The 26304-nt window shown below is 45.9% G+C and carries 20 protein-coding genes; 6 read left to right on the plus strand and 14 right to left on the minus strand.

Features of this window, described 5'->3' with window-relative positions; all coding sequences use genetic code 11:
* Positions 1-157: 157 nt before the first annotated feature.
* From glmS to glmU, 4 genes are all read right to left on the minus strand, one after another.
* Positions 158-1990 carry a glutamine--fructose-6-phosphate transaminase (isomerizing) gene (glmS, locus tag AC0J2X_RS11090; RefSeq protein WP_014951234.1) on the minus strand — a complete coding sequence of 611 codons (1833 nt, stop codon included), beginning with the start codon at positions 1988-1990 and terminating at the stop codon, positions 158-160.
* Between the two features lie 2 nt (positions 1991-1992).
* On the minus strand, positions 1993-2805 hold the full coding sequence (locus AC0J2X_RS11095) for a DeoR/GlpR family DNA-binding transcription regulator (RefSeq protein ID WP_014977723.1): 813 nt from the start codon (positions 2803-2805) through the stop codon (positions 1993-1995).
* Between the two features lie 197 nt (positions 2806-3002).
* Positions 3003-4043 carry a Gfo/Idh/MocA family oxidoreductase gene (locus tag AC0J2X_RS11100; protein WP_014951236.1) on the minus strand — a complete coding sequence of 347 codons (1041 nt, stop codon included), beginning with the start codon at positions 4041-4043 and terminating at the stop codon, positions 3003-3005.
* 289 nt (positions 4044-4332) lie between these two features.
* Positions 4333-5691: a bifunctional UDP-N-acetylglucosamine diphosphorylase/glucosamine-1-phosphate N-acetyltransferase GlmU gene (gene glmU, locus AC0J2X_RS11105; protein ID WP_472996046.1), complete on the minus strand. Its 1359-nt coding sequence runs from the start codon at positions 5689-5691 to the stop codon at positions 4333-4335.
* A gap of 238 nt (positions 5692-5929) precedes the next feature.
* Between glmU and AC0J2X_RS11110 the strand changes: the two genes are divergently transcribed.
* Positions 5930-7351 (plus strand): sensor domain-containing diguanylate cyclase, encoded by a 1422-nt coding sequence (locus AC0J2X_RS11110; RefSeq protein ID WP_014977725.1) that lies wholly within the window; start codon positions 5930-5932, stop codon positions 7349-7351.
* A 17-nt stretch (positions 7352-7368) separates the two neighbouring features.
* Here the strand turns inward: AC0J2X_RS11110 and AC0J2X_RS11115 are convergent, their stop codons facing one another.
* The 3 genes from AC0J2X_RS11115 to AC0J2X_RS11125 are packed head-to-tail and all read right to left on the minus strand — an operon-like array spanning position 7369 to position 10292.
* Positions 7369-8253: a DMT family transporter gene (locus tag AC0J2X_RS11115; protein ID WP_014951239.1), complete on the minus strand. Its 885-nt coding sequence runs from the start codon at positions 8251-8253 to the stop codon at positions 7369-7371.
* A 33-nt stretch (positions 8254-8286) separates the two neighbouring features.
* Complete coding sequence (locus AC0J2X_RS11120) at positions 8287-8835, minus strand: methylated-DNA--[protein]-cysteine S-methyltransferase (protein WP_014951240.1); 549 nt, start codon at positions 8833-8835, stop codon at positions 8287-8289.
* A gap of 14 nt (positions 8836-8849) precedes the next feature.
* On the minus strand, positions 8850-10292 hold the full coding sequence (locus AC0J2X_RS11125; RefSeq protein WP_342324272.1) for a DNA-3-methyladenine glycosylase 2 family protein: 1443 nt from the start codon (positions 10290-10292) through the stop codon (positions 8850-8852).
* Between the two features lie 299 nt (positions 10293-10591).
* On the opposite strand from AC0J2X_RS11125, the gene AC0J2X_RS11130 reads away from it, so the two are divergent.
* Complete coding sequence (locus AC0J2X_RS11130; protein ID WP_014951241.1) at positions 10592-11740, plus strand: serine hydrolase domain-containing protein; 1149 nt, start codon at positions 10592-10594, stop codon at positions 11738-11740.
* Between the two features lie 43 nt (positions 11741-11783).
* Here the strand turns inward: AC0J2X_RS11130 and speA are convergent, their stop codons facing one another.
* The 5 genes from speA to AC0J2X_RS11155 all read right to left on the minus strand — a co-directional run bounded on the left by speA (position 11784) and on the right by AC0J2X_RS11155 (position 17303).
* Positions 11784-13694 carry a biosynthetic arginine decarboxylase gene (speA, locus tag AC0J2X_RS11135; RefSeq protein WP_014951242.1) on the minus strand — a complete coding sequence of 637 codons (1911 nt, stop codon included), beginning with the start codon at positions 13692-13694 and terminating at the stop codon, positions 11784-11786.
* Between the two features lie 158 nt (positions 13695-13852).
* On the minus strand, positions 13853-14275 hold the full coding sequence (locus AC0J2X_RS11140; protein ID WP_014951243.1) for a hypothetical protein: 423 nt from the start codon (positions 14273-14275) through the stop codon (positions 13853-13855).
* 186 nt (positions 14276-14461) lie between these two features.
* Complete coding sequence (locus tag AC0J2X_RS11145; RefSeq protein ID WP_014951244.1) at positions 14462-15850, minus strand: NAD(P)(+) transhydrogenase (Re/Si-specific) subunit beta; 1389 nt, start codon at positions 15848-15850, stop codon at positions 14462-14464.
* 11 nt (positions 15851-15861) lie between these two features.
* Entirely contained in the window at positions 15862-16143 is a 282-nt protein-coding gene (locus AC0J2X_RS11150) for an NAD(P) transhydrogenase subunit alpha part 2 (RefSeq protein WP_014951245.1), read from the minus strand.
* A gap of 2 nt (positions 16144-16145) precedes the next feature.
* Positions 16146-17303, minus strand: coding sequence for an NAD(P) transhydrogenase subunit alpha (locus AC0J2X_RS11155; protein ID WP_014977727.1), 1158 nt, complete (start codon positions 17301-17303; stop codon positions 16146-16148).
* A gap of 541 nt (positions 17304-17844) precedes the next feature.
* Here AC0J2X_RS11155 and AC0J2X_RS11160 point away from each other — a divergent pair.
* The 4 genes from AC0J2X_RS11160 to AC0J2X_RS11175 all read left to right on the plus strand — a co-directional run bounded on the left by AC0J2X_RS11160 (position 17845) and on the right by AC0J2X_RS11175 (position 23860).
* Positions 17845-20751, plus strand: coding sequence for a TonB-dependent receptor (locus AC0J2X_RS11160; protein WP_014951247.1), 2907 nt, complete (start codon positions 17845-17847; stop codon positions 20749-20751).
* An 84-nt stretch (positions 20752-20835) separates the two neighbouring features.
* Positions 20836-22404 (plus strand): tryptophan halogenase family protein, encoded by a 1569-nt coding sequence (locus tag AC0J2X_RS11165; protein WP_014951248.1) that lies wholly within the window; start codon positions 20836-20838, stop codon positions 22402-22404.
* Positions 22405-22430: 26 nt separating this feature from the next.
* Positions 22431-23174 (plus strand): SapC family protein, encoded by a 744-nt coding sequence (locus tag AC0J2X_RS11170; RefSeq protein WP_014951249.1) that lies wholly within the window; start codon positions 22431-22433, stop codon positions 23172-23174.
* Positions 23153-23860, plus strand: coding sequence for a DUF6445 family protein (locus tag AC0J2X_RS11175; RefSeq protein ID WP_472996047.1), 708 nt, complete (start codon positions 23153-23155; stop codon positions 23858-23860). Before AC0J2X_RS11170 ends, AC0J2X_RS11175 begins: the two co-directional genes overlap by 22 nt.
* Before the next feature lie 104 nt (positions 23861-23964).
* On the opposite strand, the gene AC0J2X_RS11180 is transcribed toward AC0J2X_RS11175, so the two are convergent.
* Both AC0J2X_RS11180 and AC0J2X_RS11185 read right to left on the minus strand, forming a co-directional pair.
* Positions 23965-25404 carry a DUF2271 domain-containing protein gene (locus AC0J2X_RS11180; RefSeq protein WP_014951251.1) on the minus strand — a complete coding sequence of 480 codons (1440 nt, stop codon included), beginning with the start codon at positions 25402-25404 and terminating at the stop codon, positions 23965-23967.
* Complete coding sequence (locus AC0J2X_RS11185) at positions 25404-26303, minus strand: EF-hand domain-containing protein (RefSeq protein WP_014951252.1); 900 nt, start codon at positions 26301-26303, stop codon at positions 25404-25406. The genes AC0J2X_RS11180 and AC0J2X_RS11185 overlap by 1 nt, the downstream gene beginning before the upstream one ends.
* Between the last annotated feature and the right edge of the window lies 1 nt (position 26304).

A 26304-nucleotide genomic window follows, 5' to 3' on the forward strand; every position in this document is an offset into this window, starting at 1 on the left:
GTGGTGGAAAGAGAAGTGAAATAATAGTGAGTCATGGGCTTGCAGAAAAGCCACTTAATTAGCAGCCAATAATCGCCTATTGAAAACAAAAAAGCCTGCGCTTTTGTCAGCCGCAGGCTTTGTTTGTGAGCACGAATAAGTGCTTCAGCTGTGTGCTTTATTCCACCGTAACCGACTTCGCCAAGTTACGCGGCTGGTCAACGTCGGTGCCCTTAATTAGCGCTACGTAGTAGCTCAAAAGCTGTAGTGGCAAGGTATAAATGATAGGTGCGATTGGTTCGTCGCAGTGCGGTACGTTGATAACGCGCATGGTTTCATCACCTTCAAACGCCGCATCTTTATCCGCAAATACGTACATGATGCCGCCACGGGCACGTACTTCTTCAACGTTCGACTTTAGCTTCTCGAGGAGTTCGTTGTTCGGTGCAACCACAATAACGGGCATTTCGTCATCAATAAGCGCAAGTGGGCCGTGTTTCAATTCACCAGACGCATACGCTTCCGCATGAATATAAGAAATCTCTTTAAGCTTAAGCGCTCCTTCCATGGCAATAGGGTATTGATCGCCACGACCTAGGAACAAGCTGTGGTTCTTATCTGCAAATTCTTCAGCTAAATCTTCAATGCCACCAGTTATCGCTAAGGTCTCTTCAAGCTTTGCAGGCAGACTATGAAGCGCAGAGACAATAGCTTTGCTGTCAGCGTCTGTCATGCCGTTTTCTTTGCCCAGTGCTAGGGTAAGCATTAAGAACGCAGTGAGCTGAGTAGTGAAAGCTTTGGTAGACGCAACGCCAATTTCCGCGCCAGCGCGGGTCATAAATGCAAGGTCTGACTCGCGTACTAATGACGAACCCTGAACGTTACAGATAGTCAAACTAGACATATAGCCCAGCTCTTTTGCTAAGCGAAGGGCAGCTAACGTATCGGCTGTCTCACCTGATTGAGAGATAGTAATAAGCAGGCTGTTTGGGTGCACTACTGACTTGCGGTAACGGAATTCTGATGCAATTTCTACGTTGCACGACACATTTGCATATTGTTCTAGCCAATAGCGCGCCGTCATACCCGCATGGTAGCTGGTACCACAGGCAATAATTTGTACATGCTGTACTTTTTTGAATATCTCGTCAGCACCTTTACCAAATATGTCAGCAGTAAGTCCGTTTTCGTCAATACGATCTTTAAGCGCATTACGAACAACGGTTGGCTGCTCGTGAATTTCCTTAAGCATGTAGTGGCGGTAACCCGCTTTGTCACCCGCGTCGTGCTCGATATTCGACTCAATCACTTCGCGTTCAACGGCATTGCCGTCTTTATCGAAGATTTTAACGTCGCGACGAGTAATCTCTGCCACATCGCCTTCTTCTAAAAAGATAAAGCGGCGTGTCACTGGCAATAATGCCATTTGATCTGACGCAATGAAGTTTTCGCCAAGCCCCAAACCAATTACAAGCGGGCTGCCCGAACGTGCAACCACTACGCGACTAGGATCTTCTTTATCCATGATGACGGTGCCATACGCACCGTGGAAGGTTTTAACGGCACTTTGCACAGCGTCTAGTAAAGTCTTACCTGACTTAAGCTCTTCGTGTACGGTGTGAGCAATAGTTTCTGTGTCGGTGTCGCTGGTAAAGGTATAGCCCTGCTCTTTTAACTGTGCTTTTAAGTTAACGTAGTTTTCAATAATACCATTGTGAACAACAGCTACACGTTCAGTTGAAAAGTGTGGGTGCGCATTCGCTTCAGTCACACCACCGTGCGTTGCCCAACGGGTATGAGCAATTCCAGTTGTACCCAAAGCTTCACCTTCTGCCACCGCATCAGCAAGCTCTTGTACTTTGCCTGTACGGCGAATACGCGTAAGCGTGCCGTCGCCTTGCAATAGCGCTACGCCAGCTGAATCATAGCCGCGATACTCCAGTCTTTTTAAACCTTCTAATAGGATTTCAACCACGTTACGCTCAGCTACAGCGCCAACTATTCCACACATAATTATTCTCCACTCGGCGCTGCAATAAGTACTGTCACGCCCTGATTTTCAATATTAAGTTTGTCTTGTTCACAAATGCCTTCATCAGTGATCAAAACAGAAATGTTTTTCCAGCTTAGCTCTAGGTTAGGCATTTTATGCGTTAATTTCTTTGAGCTGGCTACTATAACCACCTTACTCGCCGCCACAGCCATGGCGCGGGTTACACCAATAAGCTCGTTAAAGGTGGTGGTGCCTCTATTGACATCTATGCCCGCGGCACCAATAAACGCAAAGTCAAAACTATAGGCACTAACCAACTGTTCAGCCATAGCGCCTTGAAACGACTGAGATTGGGCATCCCATGTGCCCCCTACCATTAACACCGTCGGCTCTTTTTCACTTTGGGTAAGGTAATTGGCGGTTGATAATGTGTTGGTCATTACCACTAAATCATCGGCATGTGATAAATGGGGTAAGATGGATGCGGTGGTAGACCCGCAGTCTATAACGAGCTTATTGCCCGGTTTGACCAAGCTCGCTGCAAGTTGGCCTATAGCGTTAATTGCTGGGCTAGTAGTTGAATTCGCGAAAGGGTCACTGGTAATAAACTGAGATGGCCCAGCATTTGAGTTGGTAGATGATGGTACAGGCACTGCGCCACCAAACTGTCGAATCAGTAAACCTTGCTGCGAAAGGGCTGCGAGATCTTTTCTAATGGTGACTTCAGACGTAGCAAAACGCACGGCCAAATCTTCAACTTGAGATTGACCATGCTCTTTCACCCACGCCACTATCTGCTGGCGGCGCTGTTCAACCGATTTACTACTTTTCAATATAACCTCATGCTCTTGCCGCCTTCTCGCTAAACCTTTCTGTACGCGTTGTTCCAATTGAGAACAAGCCATGAAAAGTCTGCAAAACAGTCCGCAAACACACCTTCAACATTCAATCATAACTTTCAAAACGAAAGTTATTAGTTTTAAAGTGAAAGCATCGTAAGTTAAATTGAAACGACGATCAAGGTAATTGTTTAATTAAACGCCAGCGATTTCTTTTGAGCACTCGCTTTTATGGCTAGCTCAATGACTTTGATAACAGGTACGACCGTACTCGCGTCAGCCGGCGAGAATTTACCGTCTTCAATAGCGTGAGCAAGGCGATTGAAAAACGTGAGATATTCACCCTTCAATGTTGTCACCGTCTCTTCAACTAGCTGGCCGCTTTCATTGACCACAGCTAGCACGCCATGCTCGTTATCTTTTGTAATCGCCCAGTGTTCATCATCAAAGGATAGCTCTGCACGCAATTGATCTTCTTGCGGATCTAAATAGAACTTTCGAAAGCTGCCTTTTGTGCCTTGCAAGTCGTAGCGCAATGTCGCGCTGGCCTGAAAAGCTGAACTACCTAGCTTTACAACTTTATCAACATAGTGAAGTGTTACATCGAACGTGTCATCTGACTGTCCATTTTCACGCAAGACCTGTATGTTTGCCGACACTTCTTCCGGCTCGCCGAAAAGCTGTAGCGCTTGGTCGATTAAGTGGGGACCTAAATCCCAGAAGATACCGCTTCCTGGCCCTGCATTTTCACGCCACCTGTCTCGTGGTACTGGGCGAAATCGATCGAAGCGGCTTTCCAAACGTTTAATGTCGCCAAGTTTTTCATCGTTAATTAGCTGCTTAATCGTAAGAAAATCGCCATCAAAACGTCTGTTGTGATAAACACAAAGCTGTTTATTTTGAGAATGTGCAAGCTCTACTAAAGCCTCTGCTTCTTCACTATCTAATGTAAATGGCTTTTCTACCAATACGTGACAGCTGTGCTCTAATGCCAGTTTCGCCTGTGGCCCATGAAGGTGATTTGGGGTTGTAATAACCACCAAATCTACATCGTGAATTTTAAGCGCTTCTTCCAACGAGCCATACACTTCAGCATGGGGTAAAACTGCGTTAACCACATCAGGTTTTGAAGAGATAACCACATCGACAGAGAACTGCGGTAGATAATTTAGAAATGGCAAATGAAAGGTTGTGGCGGAAAATCCAAAGCCAACCAGAAGTGTAGATATCATCGCATATCCTTGTGTAACGAGAATTAAGAGGTAAGTAAACACACACTATCAGTAATGATAGATAGGGGAAACCTTAGATAGTTCATTATTTAGAAGACAGATAGCTGAATGAGTTGCGTTTACAGCGACACAGTAGACGTTAATTTAAGCCCTCTGATTTTATCATCTTTCTGACTGGGCGATAGTTTGATGAGGCTGAAGAAGAAACTGGGCTAGCTAAACACTATTTGTGTTTGCCAGCCCTATCTCACCATGTAACCCGTTAGCGAGCTTTAATAAGGATACGTCTTTATTTTTTGGTCGGGCGCGGCCAATTTGGAATATTGCGCTGCTTACCGCGGGCAACGGCTAGCGCGTCTTCGTCTACGGTTGACGTAATCACGGAACCAGCACCTACGGTAGCCCCTTTGCCAATGCTTACAGGCGCGACAAGCGACGAGTTTGAGCCGATAAAGGCATTGTCGCCGATAACGGTTTTGGACTTGTTCACACCGTCGTAGTTACAGGTAATTGTGCCTGCGCCAATGTTCGCTTTGGCACCCACTTCTGCATCGCCTAGGTAGGTTAAGTGATTCGCTTTGGCGCCCTCGCCTAAAATAGCCTTCTTCATTTCCACGAAGTTACCCACTTTGGCATTTTTCTGCATTACTGCACCAGGGCGTAGTCGAGCGAAAGGCCCGACCGTACAGGCTTCACCTACACTGGCTTCTTCAACAATAGAATTAGCTTCAATTACAGCGTTATCGGCAATAGTACAGTTGCGCAGAATACAGTTTGCACCAATGTTGACGTTGCTACCAAGTGTCACCTTACCTTCAACAATAACGTTAACGTCGATAATTACGTCGTTACCGGTTTCAAGCTGGCCGCGTAAGTCAAAACGAGCAGGATCCAGCAAGGTCACGCCATTGGTCATTAGCTCCTCGGCTTGGCGACGCTGAAGCGCGCGCTCTAGGTTAGCTAACTGCAAACGATTATTAACGCCTTCCACTTCTACCGCAGACTGTGGCTGTGCTGACTGAATTCGCTTGCCTTCGGCCGCTGCCATGGCAATAACGTCGGTAAGGTAATACTCACCTTGCGCGTTATCATTGCTTAACTCGCCCAACCAGCGCTTAAGATCAGCACCAGACATCATCATCATACCGGTGTTAATTTCTTTAATTTCACGCTGGGCATCAGTGGCGTCTTTGTGCTCAACTATCGCGGTAATGTTGTCATTCTCACGAATAATACGGCCCATGCCTGTGGGGTCGTCTAGATTTACAGTGAGCAGTGCTAAATCACAGCTTTCCTTCACAGCTTTTAACGCACTTAGTGTCTCTTCGCGAATAAGTGGCGCGTCGCCAACCAGAACAAGCACGTCTTCATTGTCTTTAATATGAGGTGCCGCTTGCTGAACAGCGTGGCCTGTACCTAACTGTTCGGCCTGTAAGCACCAGTTTAGATTATCTTCAACAACCGTTGCCTTAAGCTGGTCGCCGCCATGACCGTAGACCAAATGAATATTGTCAGCACCCAGTGATTTTACTGTGTTGATAATTCGCTGCGCCATAGGTACACCACCTACTTTGTGTAACACCTTGGGCAACGATGATTTCATACGAGTACCTTTACCCGCCGCTAAAACAACCACTGAGAAAGCCATATAATTCCTTTATTTCGCAAAGAGAATGAAAAATCGGAGCATAGTGTAACCAAGGAAATAGCATATGTCAGCGGTTCATTCGTGATCAAAAGCTATTTGCAGAGTGCGAAAACTAGGTGTTTTCCTTCATTGTTATTTAGTCTAAAGTTAATGATAGTCACCTAGTAGTTCAATATTGCAACAGGTATACTTACCATTATAGGTAAAGTTCAGTCAGGCAAGGGAGCATGCGCAGTCTGTGAACACATTTAGAACACTGCATAGAAGCATTTTAGTGTTATTCGCGGTAGTGGTTATCGCTATCGTTACACTGGTACATTTTAGTATTTCCAAGATTGTTGCCGAGCAGAGTCGCGCGCAACAACAGTCACTTTCGCCCGCAATCTCACTTATTGTGGAGCAACTTTTAAAACCACTCCATATTTCAGAAGCTTTGGGGCATTCCACCGAGTTAGTAGACTTGATGGATGGAGAAACGATTGACCAAGAGGCTGTTTTCAAAACATTGGATCGTCTTGAAAACGAGTTTGGGTTGTCTTTCTTTATTGCCAGCGAGGCAGACAGAAAACAATATAATTCTGATGGCAGCATAATTAACCTGATTGAAGGGGAAGTAAGCTGGTATTTCAAGTACAAGGACTACCCTACCGATGCCGTGGCAGATATCGGTAAATGGGAAGACACCCATTTCTATATTGATATAAAGATCCACGATGAAGATGGCCGCTTCTTGGGCTTCTTTGGTGTTGGAAAGAGTCTGCGCAGTTTTATCGAGGTCTTCGATACCTATAAGCAAGAGTACGGCTACGACTTTTTGTTTGTAGATGGTGAGGGTGACATTATGCTGTCTTCTGATCCTAATCTTATTGCGTCTTACTCTGATTTTACCAATTTGTCAGAATTGCCTTGGTATGCCAGCCTTCCCCTTACTATCCAGAACGAGCAGGCACTCAACAATAAATTAGTGACGATCGACCAGAATGATTACCTTATTGCCGAAGTAAAACTTAATCAATTTGGTTGGACGGTGTTTTTACTCAGTCCACTTGAAGAACGCCAGGCTGAAATTTCACAAGCATTTATATTCAGCGTTGTAACACTACTGGTTGTTGTATTCTCGCTGTTTTTACTTATCTACAATCTGTTGTATTACTTCAGAAAAGACATGCAGCCAGATCTGGTTGTTCGCCATACTAACCGTCTTCCAGAAAAAGAGAATTTACAGCTTATCTACAAAACGCTACTGGCTGAACATAAGTCACTAAGCGTAATGCTGATTAGCATTGATGAGTTTTCTGACATTGTTGACGCTCACGGCAGAAACGCAGGCGACGACTTATTAGATAAAGTTGTGGCGTATTTGGCTGAGCACTTGCGCGAGCAAGATGTACTGGGACGCTGGAGCAGTGCAGAATTCATTATTCTATTGCCACATACCGGCCCGCATGTGGCTTTTGATATGGCACAAAATCTTCGTCACGGCATCGCTACCTTGCCGCCGCTACAAGAGTTACCAGAACTGCTTATTACAGCGTCTATTGGTATATCTTACACCGCGTCACCGCGCGCTATGCACGAAGTAACCGCGCACGCGGAAGACGCGCTTTATCAAGCCAAGCGCGACGGCAGCAATTTAGTAAGAATGCAGCTGATAGACTAGCCCAGGTTTGATTCAATCTAAGCAGGTTTAACCTTAAGGCGTTTTCTTTTGAGAACGCCTGTGGTTAACGCCACACCGAACAAAATCATTAAACCACCCACAATGGTTTGAATTGATAAGTGCTCTTGCAAGAACAGTACACCCCAAATAATGCCAAATAGTGGTACCAGGTAAGCTACAGTAATGGCTTTGGCTGGGCCGATGTCAGCTATGAGTTTGAAATACAAGATATACGCTATGCCCGTGCCACCGACAGCCAGCGCTACCGCATTTACCCATGCATTAACGCTTGGCATTGTTTCTGGCAAGGTCGCAAGCGCGAAGGGTGCTAGCATCACGCTGGCCATAGCCTGACTACCTGTAGCGACAACCAGAGGTTTAACCCCCTGCAACCATTTCTTCATCATACACGCCGCTATGCCGTAGCCAGTGGTGGCCAACAATGCAGTCAAAATAGGAAGAAAACTAATATCGCCCTCGCCGAGCTTTTGCTGACTAATAACGGTCACGCCTACAAAGCCTACAAAAAGCCCCGCTACTGCTGACTTTGTTAGTTTGTCACCTAACCACAGCCAAGCGACAATGGCGCCAAACATGGGAGCCGTGGCATTTAAAATGGCATTAACGCCTGCCTCTAAATGCAGGCTGCTGTAATTAAACAGGACGAAAGGCACCGCCGTGTTAGCCATGCCCACCAGCGCAATGGCCAACCAGTGGCGCTTTATGTCTTTTACCGACCCTCGTATTAACAGCAATGGTAGCAATACCGCTGTAGCAAGCACGGTACGAATGGCTACTAATACATAAATACCAAATTCTGGTGCGGCAACACGCATGAAAATAAATGAACCGCCCCAGATACCGGCTAACACCAGCAGCGAGATAATGTCTCTTATTGCCATTCTTTTATCACCATTTTCTTATCACCCATTCTTTTATAGCCCCAGCACCCCTTGGGCTCCTTCTAAATTAAGTAAATACTGCTTACGCGGTAAACCACCTGCATAGCCCGTTAGGGTTTTATTACTTCCGATTATACGATGGCAAGGCACAACAATAGCAATAGGGTTACGACCATTTGCCATACCCACGGCGCGGACAGCTTTTGGGTTGCCAATGGCTTTTGCGATATCTAAATAGCTAGCGGTTTCGCCGTATTTAACGTGTTGCAAAGCATCCCACACCTGATTCTGAAACGCCGTACCTTTAGGGCAAAGCGGTAGGTCAAACTCGCGTAACGTACCGTCAAAGTATGCTTGTAACTGACTGCACGCTGCTTCGGTGATGGCGTTTTTTTGCGAATGAAAGTCGTTGCTTAGCACGCTTTCTTGCGCTGCAGTTTCTCTGCCTATACCACCCTGCTTTGCGTTGGCCGTATTATCTGATTCAGCGGCACTCACGAACTCGATAGCCGTTATGCCTTTATCAGTGGCTTCAACTTTAACAAGCCCCTGTATGCTGTTCACGAAATCTGTATATTTCATACTTACGACTCTCTTTACTGATTGCTTAACTGCCACAATTGAAGGGTTAAATAACTGCGCCAAGGTGCCGCTTTTTCAGGCGCTATGGGGTACTGCTGCGCCATTTTACGAACGATTAAATCACCGCCAAGGTAAATATCAGGGTTTCTCTCCCCCCGCATTTTTAAATAGTCGAGCGTCCACGGCCCCACGCCTTTAATGGCGAGTATGTCTTCATGGCTTGGCATGTTACCGTTTATGAATAAACGAGCAAAGTGACGTACAGCCTCTTTTCTCGCCTGTGGCATACGTAAGAATTCAAGACTGTTTTCGGCCACACTTTCAGGCGAGGGAAAGCTGTAGCGTTCACTCGTTATAGATTCAAGACCGTTTGACGGGAGCGCATCAGATACCGTTTCGCCCAGCTGATGTACCAGTAAAGTCACCTGGCCAATAGCCGCTTTTACACTAACTTGCTGGCCTACAATAGCCCGGCAGCCGCTTTCAAATACGCTCCATGCACTGGGAAGGCGTAGCCCAGGCGTTAACTTGCTCGGCGGTAACCCAGACTGTAATAGGCTTTGTTCAATTAAAATCGGGTCAGCGTGAAGATCTAGTACCTGCTTTATATTTTCAATTATCGTATGAAGACGACCTAAATCAGGCATGTCGATGAGAAGTTTGAATCCGTGGCGCGCCTCGTCGTGAATGGCTTTAAAAAAGCCTAAACTTTCATTGCATGAAAAGTATCGTTCATAGCTCTCGTTCGTTACTCGCTCCATGCCCTCAATAGCGCGAGTTGCCAAGAAATCTCGTACATAGGGCCAATTGTACGGCGGCCGATAAGAAAGAAAAAAAGAGATAGCCTTTTGTTGAACCGGCTCTTTTTTTCTAAGCTGGGTAGGAGACGTAGCGCAATATTGCTCTATGGCCCGCTGCAGTTGTCTCAGTGATTGATAGCCTGCCGTAATTGCGATATCTGTCATAGATAAATGAGTTTGTTGAATAAGCTGCTTTGCAAACAAAGTGCGCTGCATATTTTGAAACTGCTTAGGCGGTATGCCCACAGCATTGACGACCAACTTATTTAGGTACCGCTCACTAATACCCAACCGCATAGCAATATCCGCAACGCGCTCAATGGGAATAACAGATAGCAGCGACAACGCTCGGTTAATCGTTGCACCCACGCCTTTCCACGCCGCTGAACGAGGTGCACTGTCTGGTCTGCAGCGAAAACATGGACGATAACCATGTGCCATTGCCTGTGTGGCGTGTTGAAAGTAAGTCACATTCTCTTCTTTAGGAAGTCGCGCTGGACAGATTGGCCTACAGAAAATACCGGTTGTTTTTACCGCCACAAAAAATCGTCCGTCAAAGCGAGGATCTCTGCTAAGTCTTGCTTTTGAAAGCACTGACTCAGCAGTTGTTGAGTTTTCTGAAGCCCCCATGTCTGAGACAAAAAGATTGTCTGGCATTAGAATGCGCTTCCCACCTGTCGTTTATCACCTTTATCTAGTGTATCGTGCATTGGCCCTGTTGGTGCGACAAAATCAGAACTCAATAATTACAAACCTTGCTAGTCGAACTTTTCTTCCTTTCTTGCATATTCTTACAACGGTTCGCTTACCGCTAGAATAAATCAAATCATTGAAGAGATAGTGAGCATAATTAGCGACATTTGATCATTGGAGCAGCTAAACGCATAATAATGCGATAATAATAATGAGCGCCTGATGGATGTATCAGAAAACCACAGGCTTAACGAGCTGACTGTATGCTGAACTCTTTGCGCACCTTCAAGCTGCGCCTGTCTAAAATTTGGCTGATAGCGATGCTAATGGTCATTACACAAAGCGCTTTTGCGGATTGGCTTGATGACTATGCTAGTTACGTTCAAAAGGAAGCCTCAAAATACAACGTGCCTGGTTATGCGTTTGTGTTTTATGAACAGGGCAAAGCGCCAAGGGTTTACGTATATGGAAGTACCCGCAAACGCGGCGGAGAGAAAGTTACAGAGAACACAGTATTCAGGCTAGCTTCTGTATCAAAAACCTTTACTGCGTTGTTGTCAGCTAAACTTGTAGAAAAAAACCAGCTTAGCTGGGAAACACCGATAACCACCTTATTACCCGACATTCCTTTTAAAGGCAAAGGAATGAATGCGCTGCAACTGCAACATATCGTTGGCCAATCTAGTGGCTTTATGCCCAACGCTTACGACAACCTTATTGAAGCTGACTACTCGCTGGAGCGCGTGCTTAAATCCCTGGGCGAGCTTGAACCACTGTGTGCGCCGGGTGAATGCTATACCTATCAAAATGCACTCTTTGGTGCGCTGGAATACTACTTCAGTAACAATAATACCTCTTACTCACGACAGCTTCAGGCCAATCTGTTTGCACCACTAGGCATGAAAACAGCCAGTGTTGGAAAAGGCGGATTGTTTGCATCAGAATCATGGGCTCAACCTCATATTGCTATCGCCAGAAATAAATGGCGCGAGGGAAAGGTAGAAAGCAACTACTATCGGTTCTCTCCAGCTGCTGGCGTTAACGCTAGCATTTCAGATATGACGATTTATCTGCAAGCGCTGCTAGGCGAGTTCCCCACGGTCATATCCGATGAAATGGTGGACTATGTCACTACAGAGCGCGTGAAAACGAAGCGCGAAACCTACCGCAGAGGTTGGCGCGGCATGATTGACGATGCTCACTATGGTTTGGGTTGGCGTATTTACGACTTAAATGGATTACAGCTTAACTATCATGGGGGTTGGGTAAAAGGCTATCGTGCTGACGTGGCGTTTTTGCCTGAACACAAAGTTGGCTATGTGATGCTGATGAATGCAGAGTCGAATATGATTAATTCAACGACAGCCGAGTTTTGGAAGCGTTACTTGAAAAAAGCCGACGCAGATAAGTAATATCGGCATCGGCTTTTCGGTACTTTCATTCAGATATTAAACGCTACTGTTTTAGATAGGTATAACCTGCCAAACAGTTTTCGTAAAAATCAGTCCAGCGAACCCCTTCACGAGGGTTCAATTTTCCGTCCCACACTTGCTTGTCTATCATGCGTTTTACGTCTGATGCCATTGCGCGCGGGTTATACTGCATAACGTTAAGTACATCTTCTACCGATGAACCCTTCACCACTTCTTCAATGTAAAAGTCTTCAGGATCGTCGTCATAGCTGTAAATATGTACTTCATTTAGGCGACCAAACAAGTTGTGCATGTCGCCCATAACGTCTTGATAAGCGCCCGTTAAGAACAAACCAATGTAGTACGGCTCATCTTTCTTAAGTGGGTGCATTGGCAGTACGTCAGTAATTTCACGGCCAATAGTGAACTGATCAATTTTACCGTCGCTATCACAGGTAATATCCACTAGCGAGCAATTGACCGTTGGCTCTTCATTCATACGAATAAGAGGCACTACCGGCAGCAGCTGGTCGATGGCCCATGTATCAGCAGCTGACTGGAATACAGAGAAGTTACAAAGGTACTGAGACGACAAACTGTAATCTAGCTCTTGAAGCTCTTCTGGAACATATTCTTCGTTGCGATACCACTGCTGTAAGCGACCCATAATTTGCCAGTACAGCGTTTCTATTTTGCCCAGCTCTTCAAGTGACAACACGCGTAATTTAAATGCATCAAGCGCTTGCTCTTTATACTGCGACGCATCGTTGTAAATTTCATGCATGTTCGTTTGTTCATCAAACGTGTCTGCAAGTTCGCGCATATTCTTAAGGAAGAAGTGTTCACCCGCTTTTGCTGATGTATCCATTTGCGACGCATTCGACTTAATTTCGCCCACAATTTCCGTGATAACACAGCTGTGATGCGCAGTGATTGCACGTCCACTTTCACTAACCAGATGCGGATGCGGTACGCCTTCAAGGTCGCACATTTCCTTCATGCCATAGACAACGTCAGCAACATACTCTTGCATGCTGTAGTTACGCGACGATTCATTAGTTGAATTACTGCCGTCGTAATCGATACCAAGGCCGCCACCTACATCAACATAATCTAGCTCGAAGCCCATTTTGTGAAGGTCTGCGTAAATACGCGCGCCTTCGGTTACCGCTTCTTTAACCGCACGAATGTCTGTTAATTGGCTACCAATATGGAAATGCAGCAGCTTTAAGCAGTGCGCCATGCCTTGCTCTTCAAGGTAGCGGGCTGCGTTAATGATCTCAGTAATGGTTAAACCGAATTTCGCACGTTCACCACCAGAGCTTTCCCACTTACCACGACCTTTCACCGTCATTTTTGAGCGCACACCAATGATAGGATCGATATCCAGCTCTTTGGCTATTTTTACCAGAAGAAGAAGCTCGGTGTATTTTTCAACTACTACCACAACGCGGCGACCCAGCTTTCTTCCTAACAGCGCAAGACGCATAACTTCGTCGTCTTTATAACCATTTAGGATAGTCAGAGACTCTTCGTTGGTATTCATGGCAAGCACAGTCAGAAGCTCGGCTTTTGACCCCGCTTCTAAGCCATAGTTAAATGGCTTGCCCGCATCGACAATTTCCTCAACGACTTCGCGCATTTGGTTTACTTTTACCGGATACACACCTTGGTACTGGCCTTGGTATTCGGCTTCTTCGATGGAGCTTCTAAATGCTTTGTTCAAGCCTGCAACTTGCGAGCGCAGAATATCGTGGAAGCGCACAACAACAGGAAACTGTACGCCTTCTTTGCGGATATCTTCAATTACCGAATTAAAGTCGATTCGAATGCTAGGATCTTCAGGAACAGGGGTAATATGGACGTTGCCGTTTTCACCAATTTGAAAATAGCCGCCACCCCATTGAGACACGCCATAGACGCGCTCCGCTTCTTCGATGCTCCAATCTGACAATTTATTCACCTATTTGTAAGTGGGCTAGGCCAATACCTAGCATAGAAAGTGCGAAAATAAGCAGCGTATTATAGTCAACGTAAGACTGAACGCGATAGTTGTTGCGATATAAAATATCTATTGTCGCGACGAATTTTGTTTATCGAACGCGGGCTTTTTTAGCCTATCCAAGTTCGAACATAATCTAAAACGACGTTATCTGCTTTTTCTTCACAATGGGTTATAAACTCTGAGATGCTTTGAGTACGTTCAAGTTCAAATCCCAGTTTAATTGATGGCGCGCTAAAAAACTTCTCTGCAATGTGATCAGCATCTGTTGCTTCATCTTCCAGCCATGTCTCGCTGAGCTGACTTCGCCTATCTAACTTAATGGGCGCTTTTATTTGATTGAAGGTATCAGAATTGGGGATTTGCCAACTACGCATGTCTACAAATAAGTGAAAGGGTCTGCCTTTACGGGTTTTCAAGCAATCAGAAAGCTTAGCAAGGTACTGAATGTTCGTGGACATATCCCACTTACCGCGAAGCGTGACCAAAATACAATTTCTAAACGGCTCAATATGAAAAGGGGTCGTAGACATTTACTCGTACATCTCTATGCGACTATATGAATAGCTAACTCAACATCTATAGCATTCACATACTAGAGCTGATAAGCATCAACTACAACTATAGTTGAGTACTTTATAATTAAGTTTAATACCCAATAAAAAGGCCTGTGTTTTAAACAGGCCTTTATAGAAGATGTCTCAAAGAGATACGCTGTATTAGTCGTCTCCGAACTCGCGAATAATGCTGTTAATGGTGTCTTTAGCGTCACCCAGAACCATACGCGTGTTGTCTTTGAAAAACAGCGGGTTGTCTACACCGGCAAAACCGGCATTCGCAGAACGCTTAAGTACAAAGACCGTTTTCGCACGATGTGCTTCGATAACTGGCATTCCGTAAATAGGGCTGCCTTTCATCTCTTTGGCTGCTGGGTTAACTACATCGTTTGCACCGATAACAATAACCACGTCATAGTTTTCCATACGAGGGTTAACGTCATCCATCTCGTATAGTTGGTCATAAGGCACGTCAGCTTCTGCCAATAACACGTTCATGTGGCCCGGCATACGCCCCGCTACAGCGTGAATGGCGTAATCAACCGTACAGCCATTTTCCTCTAGCAACGACTGAAGTTCACGTACCGCATGCTGCGCTTGCGCAACCGCCATACCATAACCAGGCACCACCAGTACTGCTTGCGCTGCTTCTAATACATAAAATGCATCTTGCGCCGACAGTACTTTAATCTCGCCTTCTATTTTTTCGCCGGCCTCGACTGGCTTGGCAAAGCCAGACAACAACACATTCATCAATGAACGGTTCATGGCCTTACACATAATATTGGTAAGAATTAAGCCTGACGCGCCTACTAGTAAACCGGTAACAATTAATATTGTGTTACCTGTAGCAAGACCTGCCGCCGACGCTGCTACACCTGAGTAGCTATTTAAAAGCGCAATAACCACCGGCATATCTGCACCACCAATTGAAATGGTAGCCCACAAGCCGAAGCTTAGTGACAACGCAATAGCACAGTAAATCCAAAGTGGATTGCTTGGGTCGGTAGTAAAGAAATAACCAATCACCACCATGCCAATTAGATGCAAGATGCTTAGCTCGCGAAGCCCTGTGAAAATAACGGCTTTAGAGCTCATTTTTCCTGACAACTTACCCCAGGCTACCACCGAGCCAGAGAACGTAATGCCCCCAACTAAAATTGTGAAAAACAGGGTAATAAAAGTAAACGCACTTTCAGTTTTAAGAGTAATTAGGCTCATTCCGGCTAATGTTGCCCAACCCAGAAGCAATGACGCTGCGCCACCAAAGCCATTAAATAACGACACCATTTCTGGCATTGCCGTCATTTCAACGGTCTTGGCTTTCCACGCACCAAAGGCGCCACCAATAACAAAACCTAGCAGGATGTAATGATAGCTAATGATCTGCTGGTCAAGCAGGGTGACGACGACAGCAACCAGCATACCAATGGCAGAAATAAAGTTACCTTTTTTCGCGGTATCTGGATGGCTAAGTAACTTAAGTCCTAGTATAAATAGTGCCGCAGCTACTACGTACGCAAGGTTTATTACGGTTACGATATCACTCACTTGCGTACTCCTTATTTATCTTTTTTCTTGAACATGCCAAGCATGCGATCAGTAACGAGATAACCACCCACCACGTTGATGCTGGCCAGGGCCACCGCTGCGGTACCAAGAATGGTCGTTAGCAAATTGTTGTCGCTACCCGAGGCTACCAATGCTCCCACTAACGTAATACCCGATATCGCGTTAGAGCCTGACATTAAGGGTGTATGTAAGGTCGCTGGGACTTTTCGAATTAACTCAAAACCCAAGAAAGCAGCCAGTAGCACGATGAAAAGTAGGTAAATGATTTCCATGATTAGGCTCCTTTGTATGCGTTGTTAAGCATGTCGTTGGTGATGTTACCGTCGTGGGTAATAACACAGCCGGCCAGAATGTCGTCTTCTAAATTCAGCCCAAAGGTTTTGGTTTCATCGTCAAAGAACTCATCCACAAGGTTGTAGATGTTATTGGCGTACATGTCGGTGGCGGCTTTAGCCACATACTGGCTCCAATAACCATTACCAATTACCTTTACACCGTTAACTTCAACGGTTTCGCCAGCAACCGAACCTTCAACATTACCACCTGATGTTGCGGCCATATCTACAACCACACTGCCCGGTTTCATGAGTGCTAATGTATCTTTTGAGATAAGCACTGGTGGTTTGCGACCAAATAACTGTGCGGTCGTAATAACAATGTCAGAGTCGGCAATCGCGTCGCGTTGCGCTTCTTGCTGCTTCGCTTTTTGTTCATCGGTCAGTTCTTTTGCATAACCGTCCTTCGTTTGGCCTGTTTCCCCAATGTCGATCTTAAGGAATTTGCCACCTAGGGATTCTACTTGCTCAGCCACCACAGGGCGGGTGTCATAAGCAAGTACGTTTGCGCCTAAGCGTTTCGCGGTTGCTATGGCTTGAAGACCCGCTACGCCAGCTCCAATAATAAATACCTTTGCTGGTTTTATTGTTCCTGACGGTGTCATCATCATAGGTAATATTGATGGCAACTGATTCGCCGCCTGCATCACCATTACGTAACCCGCAAGACTCGCTTGCGAGCTCAATGCGTCCATTTTTTGTGCACGAGAAGAACGAGGGATCATCTCTACAGAAATAGCGGTTAGCCCCTTTTCTGCAATAGACTCAACAAGCGATTGCTGAAAGAAAGGGTCGAGATGGCCTACCACAATGGCCCCTTTTTTCATCAACGCTAGCTGTGCATCGGTGGGTTTGTTTACTGCCACCAGCATATCTGCTGTTGATAATGCATCATTCACATCATCGATGACAGTTACGCCTACATCTTTGTATTCTTTATCTGAATACCCTGAGTGTACGCCCGCCCCCGCTTCTAGCAGTAAGGTCGCCCCTTTTTTCACCAGACGCTGTGCACTACTAGGTGTAGCCGCACATCGCTTCTCCACATTATTTAGCGGATCTGGCGCTTTTGACTCATTTAATATTATGATTTTCACACGCTTCTCCTCACATTCCGGCTATCCGAGAATGACACCCTTTAAACAGTACTAAGCCATTTTATTCACTTATGCCTAGCATTCTCTAGCGAAATCAAAAACAGAACAGGCAATTTCTGTATTTATTTTGCTTCGAATAGCACCCCTTATTCCGCTTATTTTTCAAGCGAAACTGCGGCAAAGCTACGCTATATGGGCATACATCACTAGTATCATTTACTTACGACTCATAACTAATATTTATATAGAAATGGCATACAGGCGATAAATGAAGTAGATGAAGAAGCATTTATTCTGTGAATACATCAATAATTGTGCATTTTTTAAACACACGTAAAGGTGAAATACGCTAATCGATGTCGAAGAAATCACGCCTTTTAAATAAGACGATTCAATTAATTTAAAAAATTGTTAAATAAATTTGGGGGATTTTACAAAGCGTGTCGTCTTGATGAATTAACAGCGAAATGCTGTGAGAGAAAGCCAAGTGGGGTGCACACCATAAGGCTCATTAAAATTAACGATTAGGACACACACCATCATGTATAGGAAAACCAAGCTTGCATGCTCAGTGGCAGCAGTTTTAGCGTCAGCTATTTCTGCGAATAGTGCATTTGCCCAAGACGCGCAACCCAATAAAGACGTAGAAGTGATTGAGGTAAGTGGTATCCGCTCATCGGTTGCAAAATCGATGGATGTTAAACGCAGCTCTGCTGGCGTAGTCGACGCCATTAGCGCAGAAGACATCGGTGATTTTCCCGATACCAACTTAGCTGAATCACTACAGCGTATTACCGGCGTATCTATCGACCGTTCAGGCGGTGAAGGCCAGCTAATTACCGTACGTGGTTTTGGACCACAGTTTAACACCGTGTTGGTAAATGGCCGTCAAATGGCGTCTGAAAACGATTCGCGTGCGTTCAGTTTCGACACGATTGCTTCAGAGTTAGTAAGCAGCCTTGATGTGCATAAAACGTCAACGGCCACAATGCAGTCTGGTGGTGTAGGCTCTACCATTAATATTAATACCGCGCGCCCGTTCGCATTAAACGGTTTTAAAATGGCGGGCTCGGTAAAAGGCGTGTACGACGAAAATAGCGAAGAAACTACGCCGCAATTTTCTGGCCTTATTAGCAACACGTTCAATGACGACACCTTCGGTGTATTACTTGCCGTTTCACACCAAGAGCGTGAGACTCGCTTAAACCAGGCTCAGATGGACGGTTGGCTAGAGAACGTTGGCGTGCCAAACCCTGTTACGCAGTCAGGCGACGCTTGGACAGGCAATGTATTTTCACCGCGAAACTACGATCACAAAGTGACCTTTGAAGAGCGTACCCGAACAAACGCTAATCTTGTATTCCAATATGCACCTAACGACAAACTGGTTGTAACTGCTGACGCACTGTATTCAGATTTTGACGTAGAGTCTGAAGCAACGTCGTACGGCCACTGGTTTACCGCACCTAACATTCAGGGTGTAGGTGATGACGGCAGCCTGTTTGATGAAAACGGCAATCGCCGCAGCCCAACGGTTGATGCAAACGGTACTATTGTCGATTTATACCAAGAGGTAGGTTTGGCGACAGATATGCACGCCAAAACGTTCGACCGTTTAACTGATACCTATGCCATAGGCCTTAACTTTGATTACCAGTACTCTGATAATCTGAATTTATCGTTTGATTTAAGTCATTCAGAAGCCGAACGCGAAGCCAATAATGGTGGCGGCGATCAGCTTTCACTTATTGGTTATGCCAACCGTGTACGATTCCAGGTAGATGACAATATTTTACCTGTTGCCAGCATGTTTGCTTCGCCTAATGACAATATTTATAGCGGACAACAAGAACTAGATGGCGCGATTGTTACTGGTCCTGACGGATTCCCTATATACAACCCTGCACTGACACCTGATGGTGTGAGCAATCATCTTGATGAAGCTAACAGCCGAGCTCACGTAATGCTGCGTCGAGGCTGGGCGGTAGAAGATGAAGTGAGCCAGCTGCGCTTTGACGGCGAATACGTAACAGATGGCAGCGGCCTAACAGAAATTCGCTTTGGCGCACAGTACAGCACCGAAACCAAATCACTTACCCGTTGGGACAATGAAGGTGTAGGTATTCACTGTACTTACTGTGGTTACCCAGACTTGCCTGAGATCCCAGCAGGCAGCCAATACGTTTTTGACGCAGGCAGCGATTTTCTTTCTGACGTAAGTGGTAGCGGTCGCATGCCCACCTCTTGGCTTGCCCATGATGGCGAAGCCAACTTTGCGTTTTTAGAATCTTACTATCAGAGCGTAAATGGTGATTCGATTAGTTTTGATGCGGTGCGCCGTAACAACAGCTTTGAAGTTGAAGAAGATATTATCTCTACCTATATGGAATTCGACTTTGAAGGCGAAGTTGCAGACATGTTCTTAAGCGCAACCGCTGGTGTGCGTTATGAAATGACGGATGTGACGGTTAACGGAACGCAAGCGCCAATAACGGGCTTAACGATTCTGGATCAAACCGAAATGCTGGCTGGTTTTGGTGATGCGCAAAGTATTGCTACTGAGTCTGATTACGACGTGCTATTGCCAAACTTCAGCGTACGTTTGGAAATTACCGACGACTTAATTGCGCGCTTTGCGGCGAGTTCAACTATTACTCGCCCTACGCTTAACAGCATGTCGCCGGTAACGGTAATTACAACCACCCGCCAAGGTGGTGACTTAACATCTACCAGTGGTAACCCTGCGTTAGAGCCATTCAAATCGGATAACTTGGACTTGTCACTAGAGTATTACTATGACGAAGCAAGCTATGCATCGATTGGTTACTTCAGAAAGCTGGTATCGAACTTTATTGTTAATAGTCAAGAAGACAAAACCTTTGAGCTTGCTGACGGCAGCCTGCTAACCGACCCTTCTACAGGCACTAACGCTAGCGCGCCAGATGCGGGTGACGACGTAGCTGTGTTTACCAATACTCTGCCAAATAACGGTGAAGACGCGACGGTAGACGGCTTCGAGCTTGCGCTTCAGCACACTTTCGATAATGGCTTTGGGGTGCTTGCCAACGGAACTATCGTTGACAGTGACGCCGAACTCGATCCATTCGATATTAATCAGGTATTTGCACTAACCGGGTTAAGTGATTCTTACAACTTGGTGGCATTTTATGAAACTGACGATTATCAAATTCGTCTTGCCTATAACTGGCGTGATGAGTTTGTTCAGTCGTTAACACAAGGGCAGGGTGACGGCCCAACCATTGTTGAGTCTTATCAACAGCTCGACATTAGCGGTAGCTACAGCGTGACAGACAATGTAGAAATCTTCTTTGAAGGTATTAACCTTACAGAAGAGTTTGTACATAAACGCGGTCGCTTCTCTAATCACTTGCTGTTGGTTGAAGACAGCGGCAGACGTTGGGCCTTCGGTGTGCGCGGAAACTTTTAGTTTCGCGTAATTGGGGCCGGCATTTGTTGGTCCCACATTCGTGGCTACCATTTGGTAGCCACAGTTTTTATTCAGGAAATCAGTATGACAACAGCAACTCCCATAACGCACATTGTAGTAGTTGGTGGCGGTAGCGCAGGGTGGCTAACGGCTGGTCGTATTGCAGCGCAACATCAATGCGCTACCCGCAAAAACATTAAAGTAACCTTAATAGAAAGCCCCAATGTGCCTATTATTGGCGTGGGAGAAGGCACTTGGCCAACCATGCGCTCAACACTAATTGCATTGGGTATTAGCGAAACCACTTTCATCAAAGAATGCGACGCCACATTCAAGCAAGGAGCAAAGTTTGCTAAGTGGACCACTGGTGAAGAGCACGATTTTTACTACCACCCTCTCATGCTGCCCCAAGGGTTTTCGCAAACAAATTTAGGTCCTTACTGGCAGACTGTAGCACCAGAATTAAACGAGTCTTTTTCCCATGCAGTATGTGTTCAGGAAGCGATATGCGAAGCAGGTTGTGCACCTAAAAGCATACGCCACGCAGAGTTTGCAGGCACCGCTAACTATGCTTATCACCTAGATGCAGGAAAATTTACCGCCTTTTTAACCAAATACTGCACTGAAAAACTAGGTGTACACCATGTGCTGGCCGACGTTAACCGCGTCGAAAGCAGCAATAACGGCGATATCAAAGCCCTTCATACCGAGCAAGGGGTAACAGTAGAAGGCGACCTCTTTGTTGACTGTACCGGCTTCAAATCTATGCTGCTCGGCGAACACTACAAGGTGCCGTTTATTCCCTGTGACGATGTACTTTTTATCGACCGAGCATTAGCAGTACACGTGCCTTATGACACCCCGCAAAGTCCTATTGCATCCCACACTATCTCCACCGCACAAGACGCCGGTTGGATTTGGGATATCGGTTTGCAGTCACGCCGAGGTGTAGGCCACGTCTATTCCAGTAGGCATCAGAGTAAAGATGACGCCTATGCTCGCTTAGACACATACGTTCGCCAAACCAGCACGTTAAACGGCATAGATGGGATAAAAGTAAAAGACATTACTATTCAAAGCGGACACAGGCAGCGCTTTTGGCAAAATAACTGCGTGGCTGTTGGGCTAGCGGCGGGCTTTCTAGAGCCGTTAGAAGCCTCAGCGCTTGTACTGGTGGAGCTGTCTGCCTCAATGATCGCCGAACAGTTGCCAGCAAATCGAGCCGTAATGGATATTGTGGCGAAGCGCTTTAATGACACCTTTTCTTACCGTTGGCAGCGAATTATCGACTTCTTAAAGCTGCATTACATGTTGAGTAAGCGAGAAGACAGCGCATTTTGGCGGGACAATCGCGATAGTCATACTATTCCGGATTCATTAAAAGAATTACTCGCACTGTGGCAATACCACCCACCTAGTGACAAAGACTTTACCAGCAACAACGAGGTATTCCCCGCGGCAAGCTATCAGTATGTCCTGTACGGTATGGGGTTTACCTCAGATTTAGGCGCACATCAGCAATGGGTGAACGCCGACTTTGCTAAGCAACAGTTGATGCAGAACAGAAAAGCTCGCGGCATGGCGGTGGAGAAACTGCCTAAACATCGCGAACTTATTAATAAAATTCACCAATTCGGCCTGCAGGCCGTTTAACGTAAATCAATAAGCAGGGCCTACGTATGACTCACATGGTTGCCATTAATAATAAACAACATGCAGATTTGAAAGTAACCGACGATGCACTGTCACTCAGTGCCAATCAGCACCTTGTTCCTGTGGTGGTCTCTGAGCTAAACAAGCTAGTGGTGCATTATCCCGTGGTGATCACCAAGTTTGACGACTCAGGACAATTTGGCTTATCTGCCTTATTAGGTTTTGAAGAAAAAGAAAACCTATTTTGGCAACAAGGTGAATGGGATGCGGTTTATATTCCCGCACAGTTTGAACGCCTGCCTTTTTATGTAGGAACGGAAGCGCAAAGCGCTGACAGCAGCAACCGGGTGCTGTGCATTGATATGGATAACGCTTCAGTAAGCGAAGAAAAAGGCACACCGCTTTTTGATAACACGGGAGAGCCCAGTAACTACCTGTTAGAAAAGCAGCAGATCCTTGCTCAGCTTCTTGACGGTGAAACGCAAAATCAACGTTTTATTGCCGCGCTGCAACAGCACAACCTTATCACACCATTCACCCTAGATATTACCTTTGAAAACGAAAGCAAAACGTCTATAACAGGGTTATATACCATTGATGAAGATAAGCTAGCGGCGCTTAGTGCTGACGCGATTGCTGATTTGCATGCACAACACATGCTGCAAAGCATTTACACGCTCATAGCGTCAAACGCACAAATCTATGCCCTTATCGACAAAAAGAACAAGGCGAATAAAAACGCAGACGCATGGTTTCAAACTACGAATTGATTAAGGTTGGTGAGCAAGCCACACCGATTGTTGTTATCGATGGTTTCATACCAGACCCGCTGAGTTTGGTAGAAACAATTGCTCAACACCACCCATTTACAAAACAAGATGGCGACTTTTATCCGGGGGTGAGAAGTCACCCGCCCCAGGAGTATGTCAAACACCTACATACCTCGCTTCCGTTGTTGTTTAGCCAACTTGCTTCGCATAATGGGCTACAAGATTTTGGCGTGGAAAAGCCGCTTCAAATACCCCTAGTGCAACTTTCCATAGCCAATCAAGCGCCGAAAAGTTTATCGCCCATTCAATGTATTCCGCACATCGATACGCAAAAGGATAATGAATGGGCATTGCTGCACTATCTGTTTAGCGCGCCTTTGGGCGGTACTGCATTCTATCGACATATTGAAACGGGGTTAGAGCGGGTTAATGCAGCGCAATACGAAGGCTATTTTAAAACCTTAAAACGTCAAGCCACCAGCGTAGGGTTACCACCTAAAGCGTACATAAACGGTGATACCGCCATGTTCACCCAAATCGCCCGTATTGAGCCTATGTTTAATCGCGCCGTGTTGTATCCAGCCAACTTGCTGCACAGCGGCTGTTTACCTAACGATATTTCGGATTCTGTTGATGTGAAAGAAGGCAGGCTAACCGCAAACGCCAGTATCACGTTTAAAGGGTAAAACGCTCAGCCCTAATAATGAGGACTATGAAAACTTCAGATAGCGATTTGCGATAGCTGCCTTTGGTAGTGCTCGTTACGTTACTGCAATTTTAAGATTGACGACTAATTCATTAGTGAAAGTGTAATAGACGCGATTTCATCCGTGCCCGTTACGGTTATTGGTGAAGTCAGGCTATCAAAGGTAAATGGAATTTTCTCATAGCTTCGACCGCCGTGTTCTCTGGCCACTTCAATGTGAAGTATTAACGACGACGAGTTTGCGCTTTGTCCAAAATCATCCAATCCATCCCACTCTATGTGCAAGGGCGCGTTTTTCTTTGTAGCCCCGGCAAACCCATCGACTAGACCTTCATTTTTCCGACCCACTCTTCGCCACCATGTGCGCAGCTCGCCTAGCCATCTTTCGCTGGTGCCGCGAAGCGCCAAGCTTTTTACTAGCCGGTTCTTTTCGTCGCTTATCCACACGCTTACGTAAGGACCGCGATAATCTGCAATGTCAAATAGCGGTAAGGTGATATCAATTGAGATGGCGTGGCCATTTTTTTCAGCCTTGTTTTTACCCGACGTGCGAGCCGTATAGGTGTTACTGGTAAACACCCTGCCATTTTCATCAACTAACTTCAGCGCTAGTGATGGGTTCGCGTTAACTAACTCCATGGCTTGCTGCGCTGTTTTGGTTGCCGAAAAGTGTGCTAACAACATGGCTTCAAATGCGTTGTCCGCCACTGATATGGATTGAAACTTGGCGCTAGGCCAACCGTCACTGTGGCTTAACACGCCCTTTTCTAAAGACGCCAGCTTTGAAGTAGAAAGTACTGGGCGTTGCCACGGCCTGATGAATGCAATGGTACTTGGATTACTAACTGCGTCCGTTGCACGGCCAGTTTGGGTTACAGCCTCTTGCGCCACGCTCCCCTGCCAACTAAAACCTTGGTTCGACGCGTGGGTTTCTAGCCCTTGCGCGCTAATGTGGTAAGAGCGAATATTAAGTGATATCAGGTAGTGAGCAATACGATCTACGGCGAGAGAAGCTGTGAACTCGGATAAATCCCACTGGATAGGTGACGCAAATGCCACGCTGTTATCGTCATTAAAATTGACATCAGCAATGCGCGCCACACGAGCAAGACGTCTCACTTCGCGACGTGAAAGGTCATGCTTACCCTGAATATATTCTTCCCAATAGTTGTACAGCTCACCGTTACGGCAGCTTATGTTACCTTCAGTGCGGTTAAACCAATCCTCGCACCGCTTAATGGCACTGTACAGCCACACCGGAAGTGTACCTTCGAAACGTCGATTAATTTCGCTAAGCGCACTCGTTGTGTTTGATTTGTCTAACGTTTGATAGGTGTCTTTAATCAGTAGATCAATATTCTTTTGCTCAATGGCGCTAAATGTCTGCTCTTCGTACAGGGTTATTTCTGTGTTAAGCGTGTGGGAGGTTGCTTCTGGTGATGGTGCAGGAAACACATACAACTCGGCCTTAACAGCATAGCTGGCGGTAAATACCGCCAGATATAAAAGGAAACGCCCAACCATTATTCGCTGACTTGTGCAGTGGTGGTGTCACTTTGCTCCTGCTGACGTGGCGCAGGCGCTGGATCAGCTAACGTTAAGTAGCCATCACCATTAGTGTCGTAGCGATGAAAGGCATTAAACCCAGACACCATGTACTCTGAAAATGTCATTTTGCCATTCTCGTCTGTATCAAGAACTTCAAAGCGAACGTAAGTTTGTTTAATTTGCCCTTCATGGGTCTTCTCGATCTGTGCATCCAGCCTGTCTTCAAACTCAAGCACGTATTCTTGCTCTGTAAGCTTGTCGTCACTGTTTTCGTCTGTACGCTGGAATTGCGCTTTGCGAACGGCGTGAAACTCTTCTTTTGTTACCTTTTCGTCACCGTTTTGGTCGTATAAGGTGACAAAGCCTTCAATATTGTGGCTGGTCGGCATGCGCAACATAGGGCGCTGTACTAGCTCAGGTTTGTCATCTTTTTCCTGTGACGCCGAGCGACGGGGCGCTGGTTCAGGGTCGCCCAGTGCAACTATACCATCATTATCACTGTCCATACGTGAGAAACTTCGCTCACCCACCGCATTGACTTCATCAATAGTAATGAACTCGTCATCGTTGCTGTCAACAGCATGGAAACGTATGTGAGTTTGTTTTACCGATGCTTTTCTGTCTTCAGCTAACCGTTTCTCTACTTTGCCTTCCCACTCATAAACGTATTCGCTTTCATCAAGCACACCGTCTTTATTGGAATCAGAAGCATTGAAGCGAGCACGTCTGGCATCAACGAACTCTTCTAATGGAAGTGACTCGTCTTTGTTTAAGTCATAGGTCAATATAATGCCGCTGGCGCTATGTGGTGCAGCTACTGCCGAAGCGCTAATACAAAGCGCAGATACAACGGCTAAACTTACTGTTTTAAACATA

Source organism: Alteromonas sp. R7 (assembly GCF_055755235.1).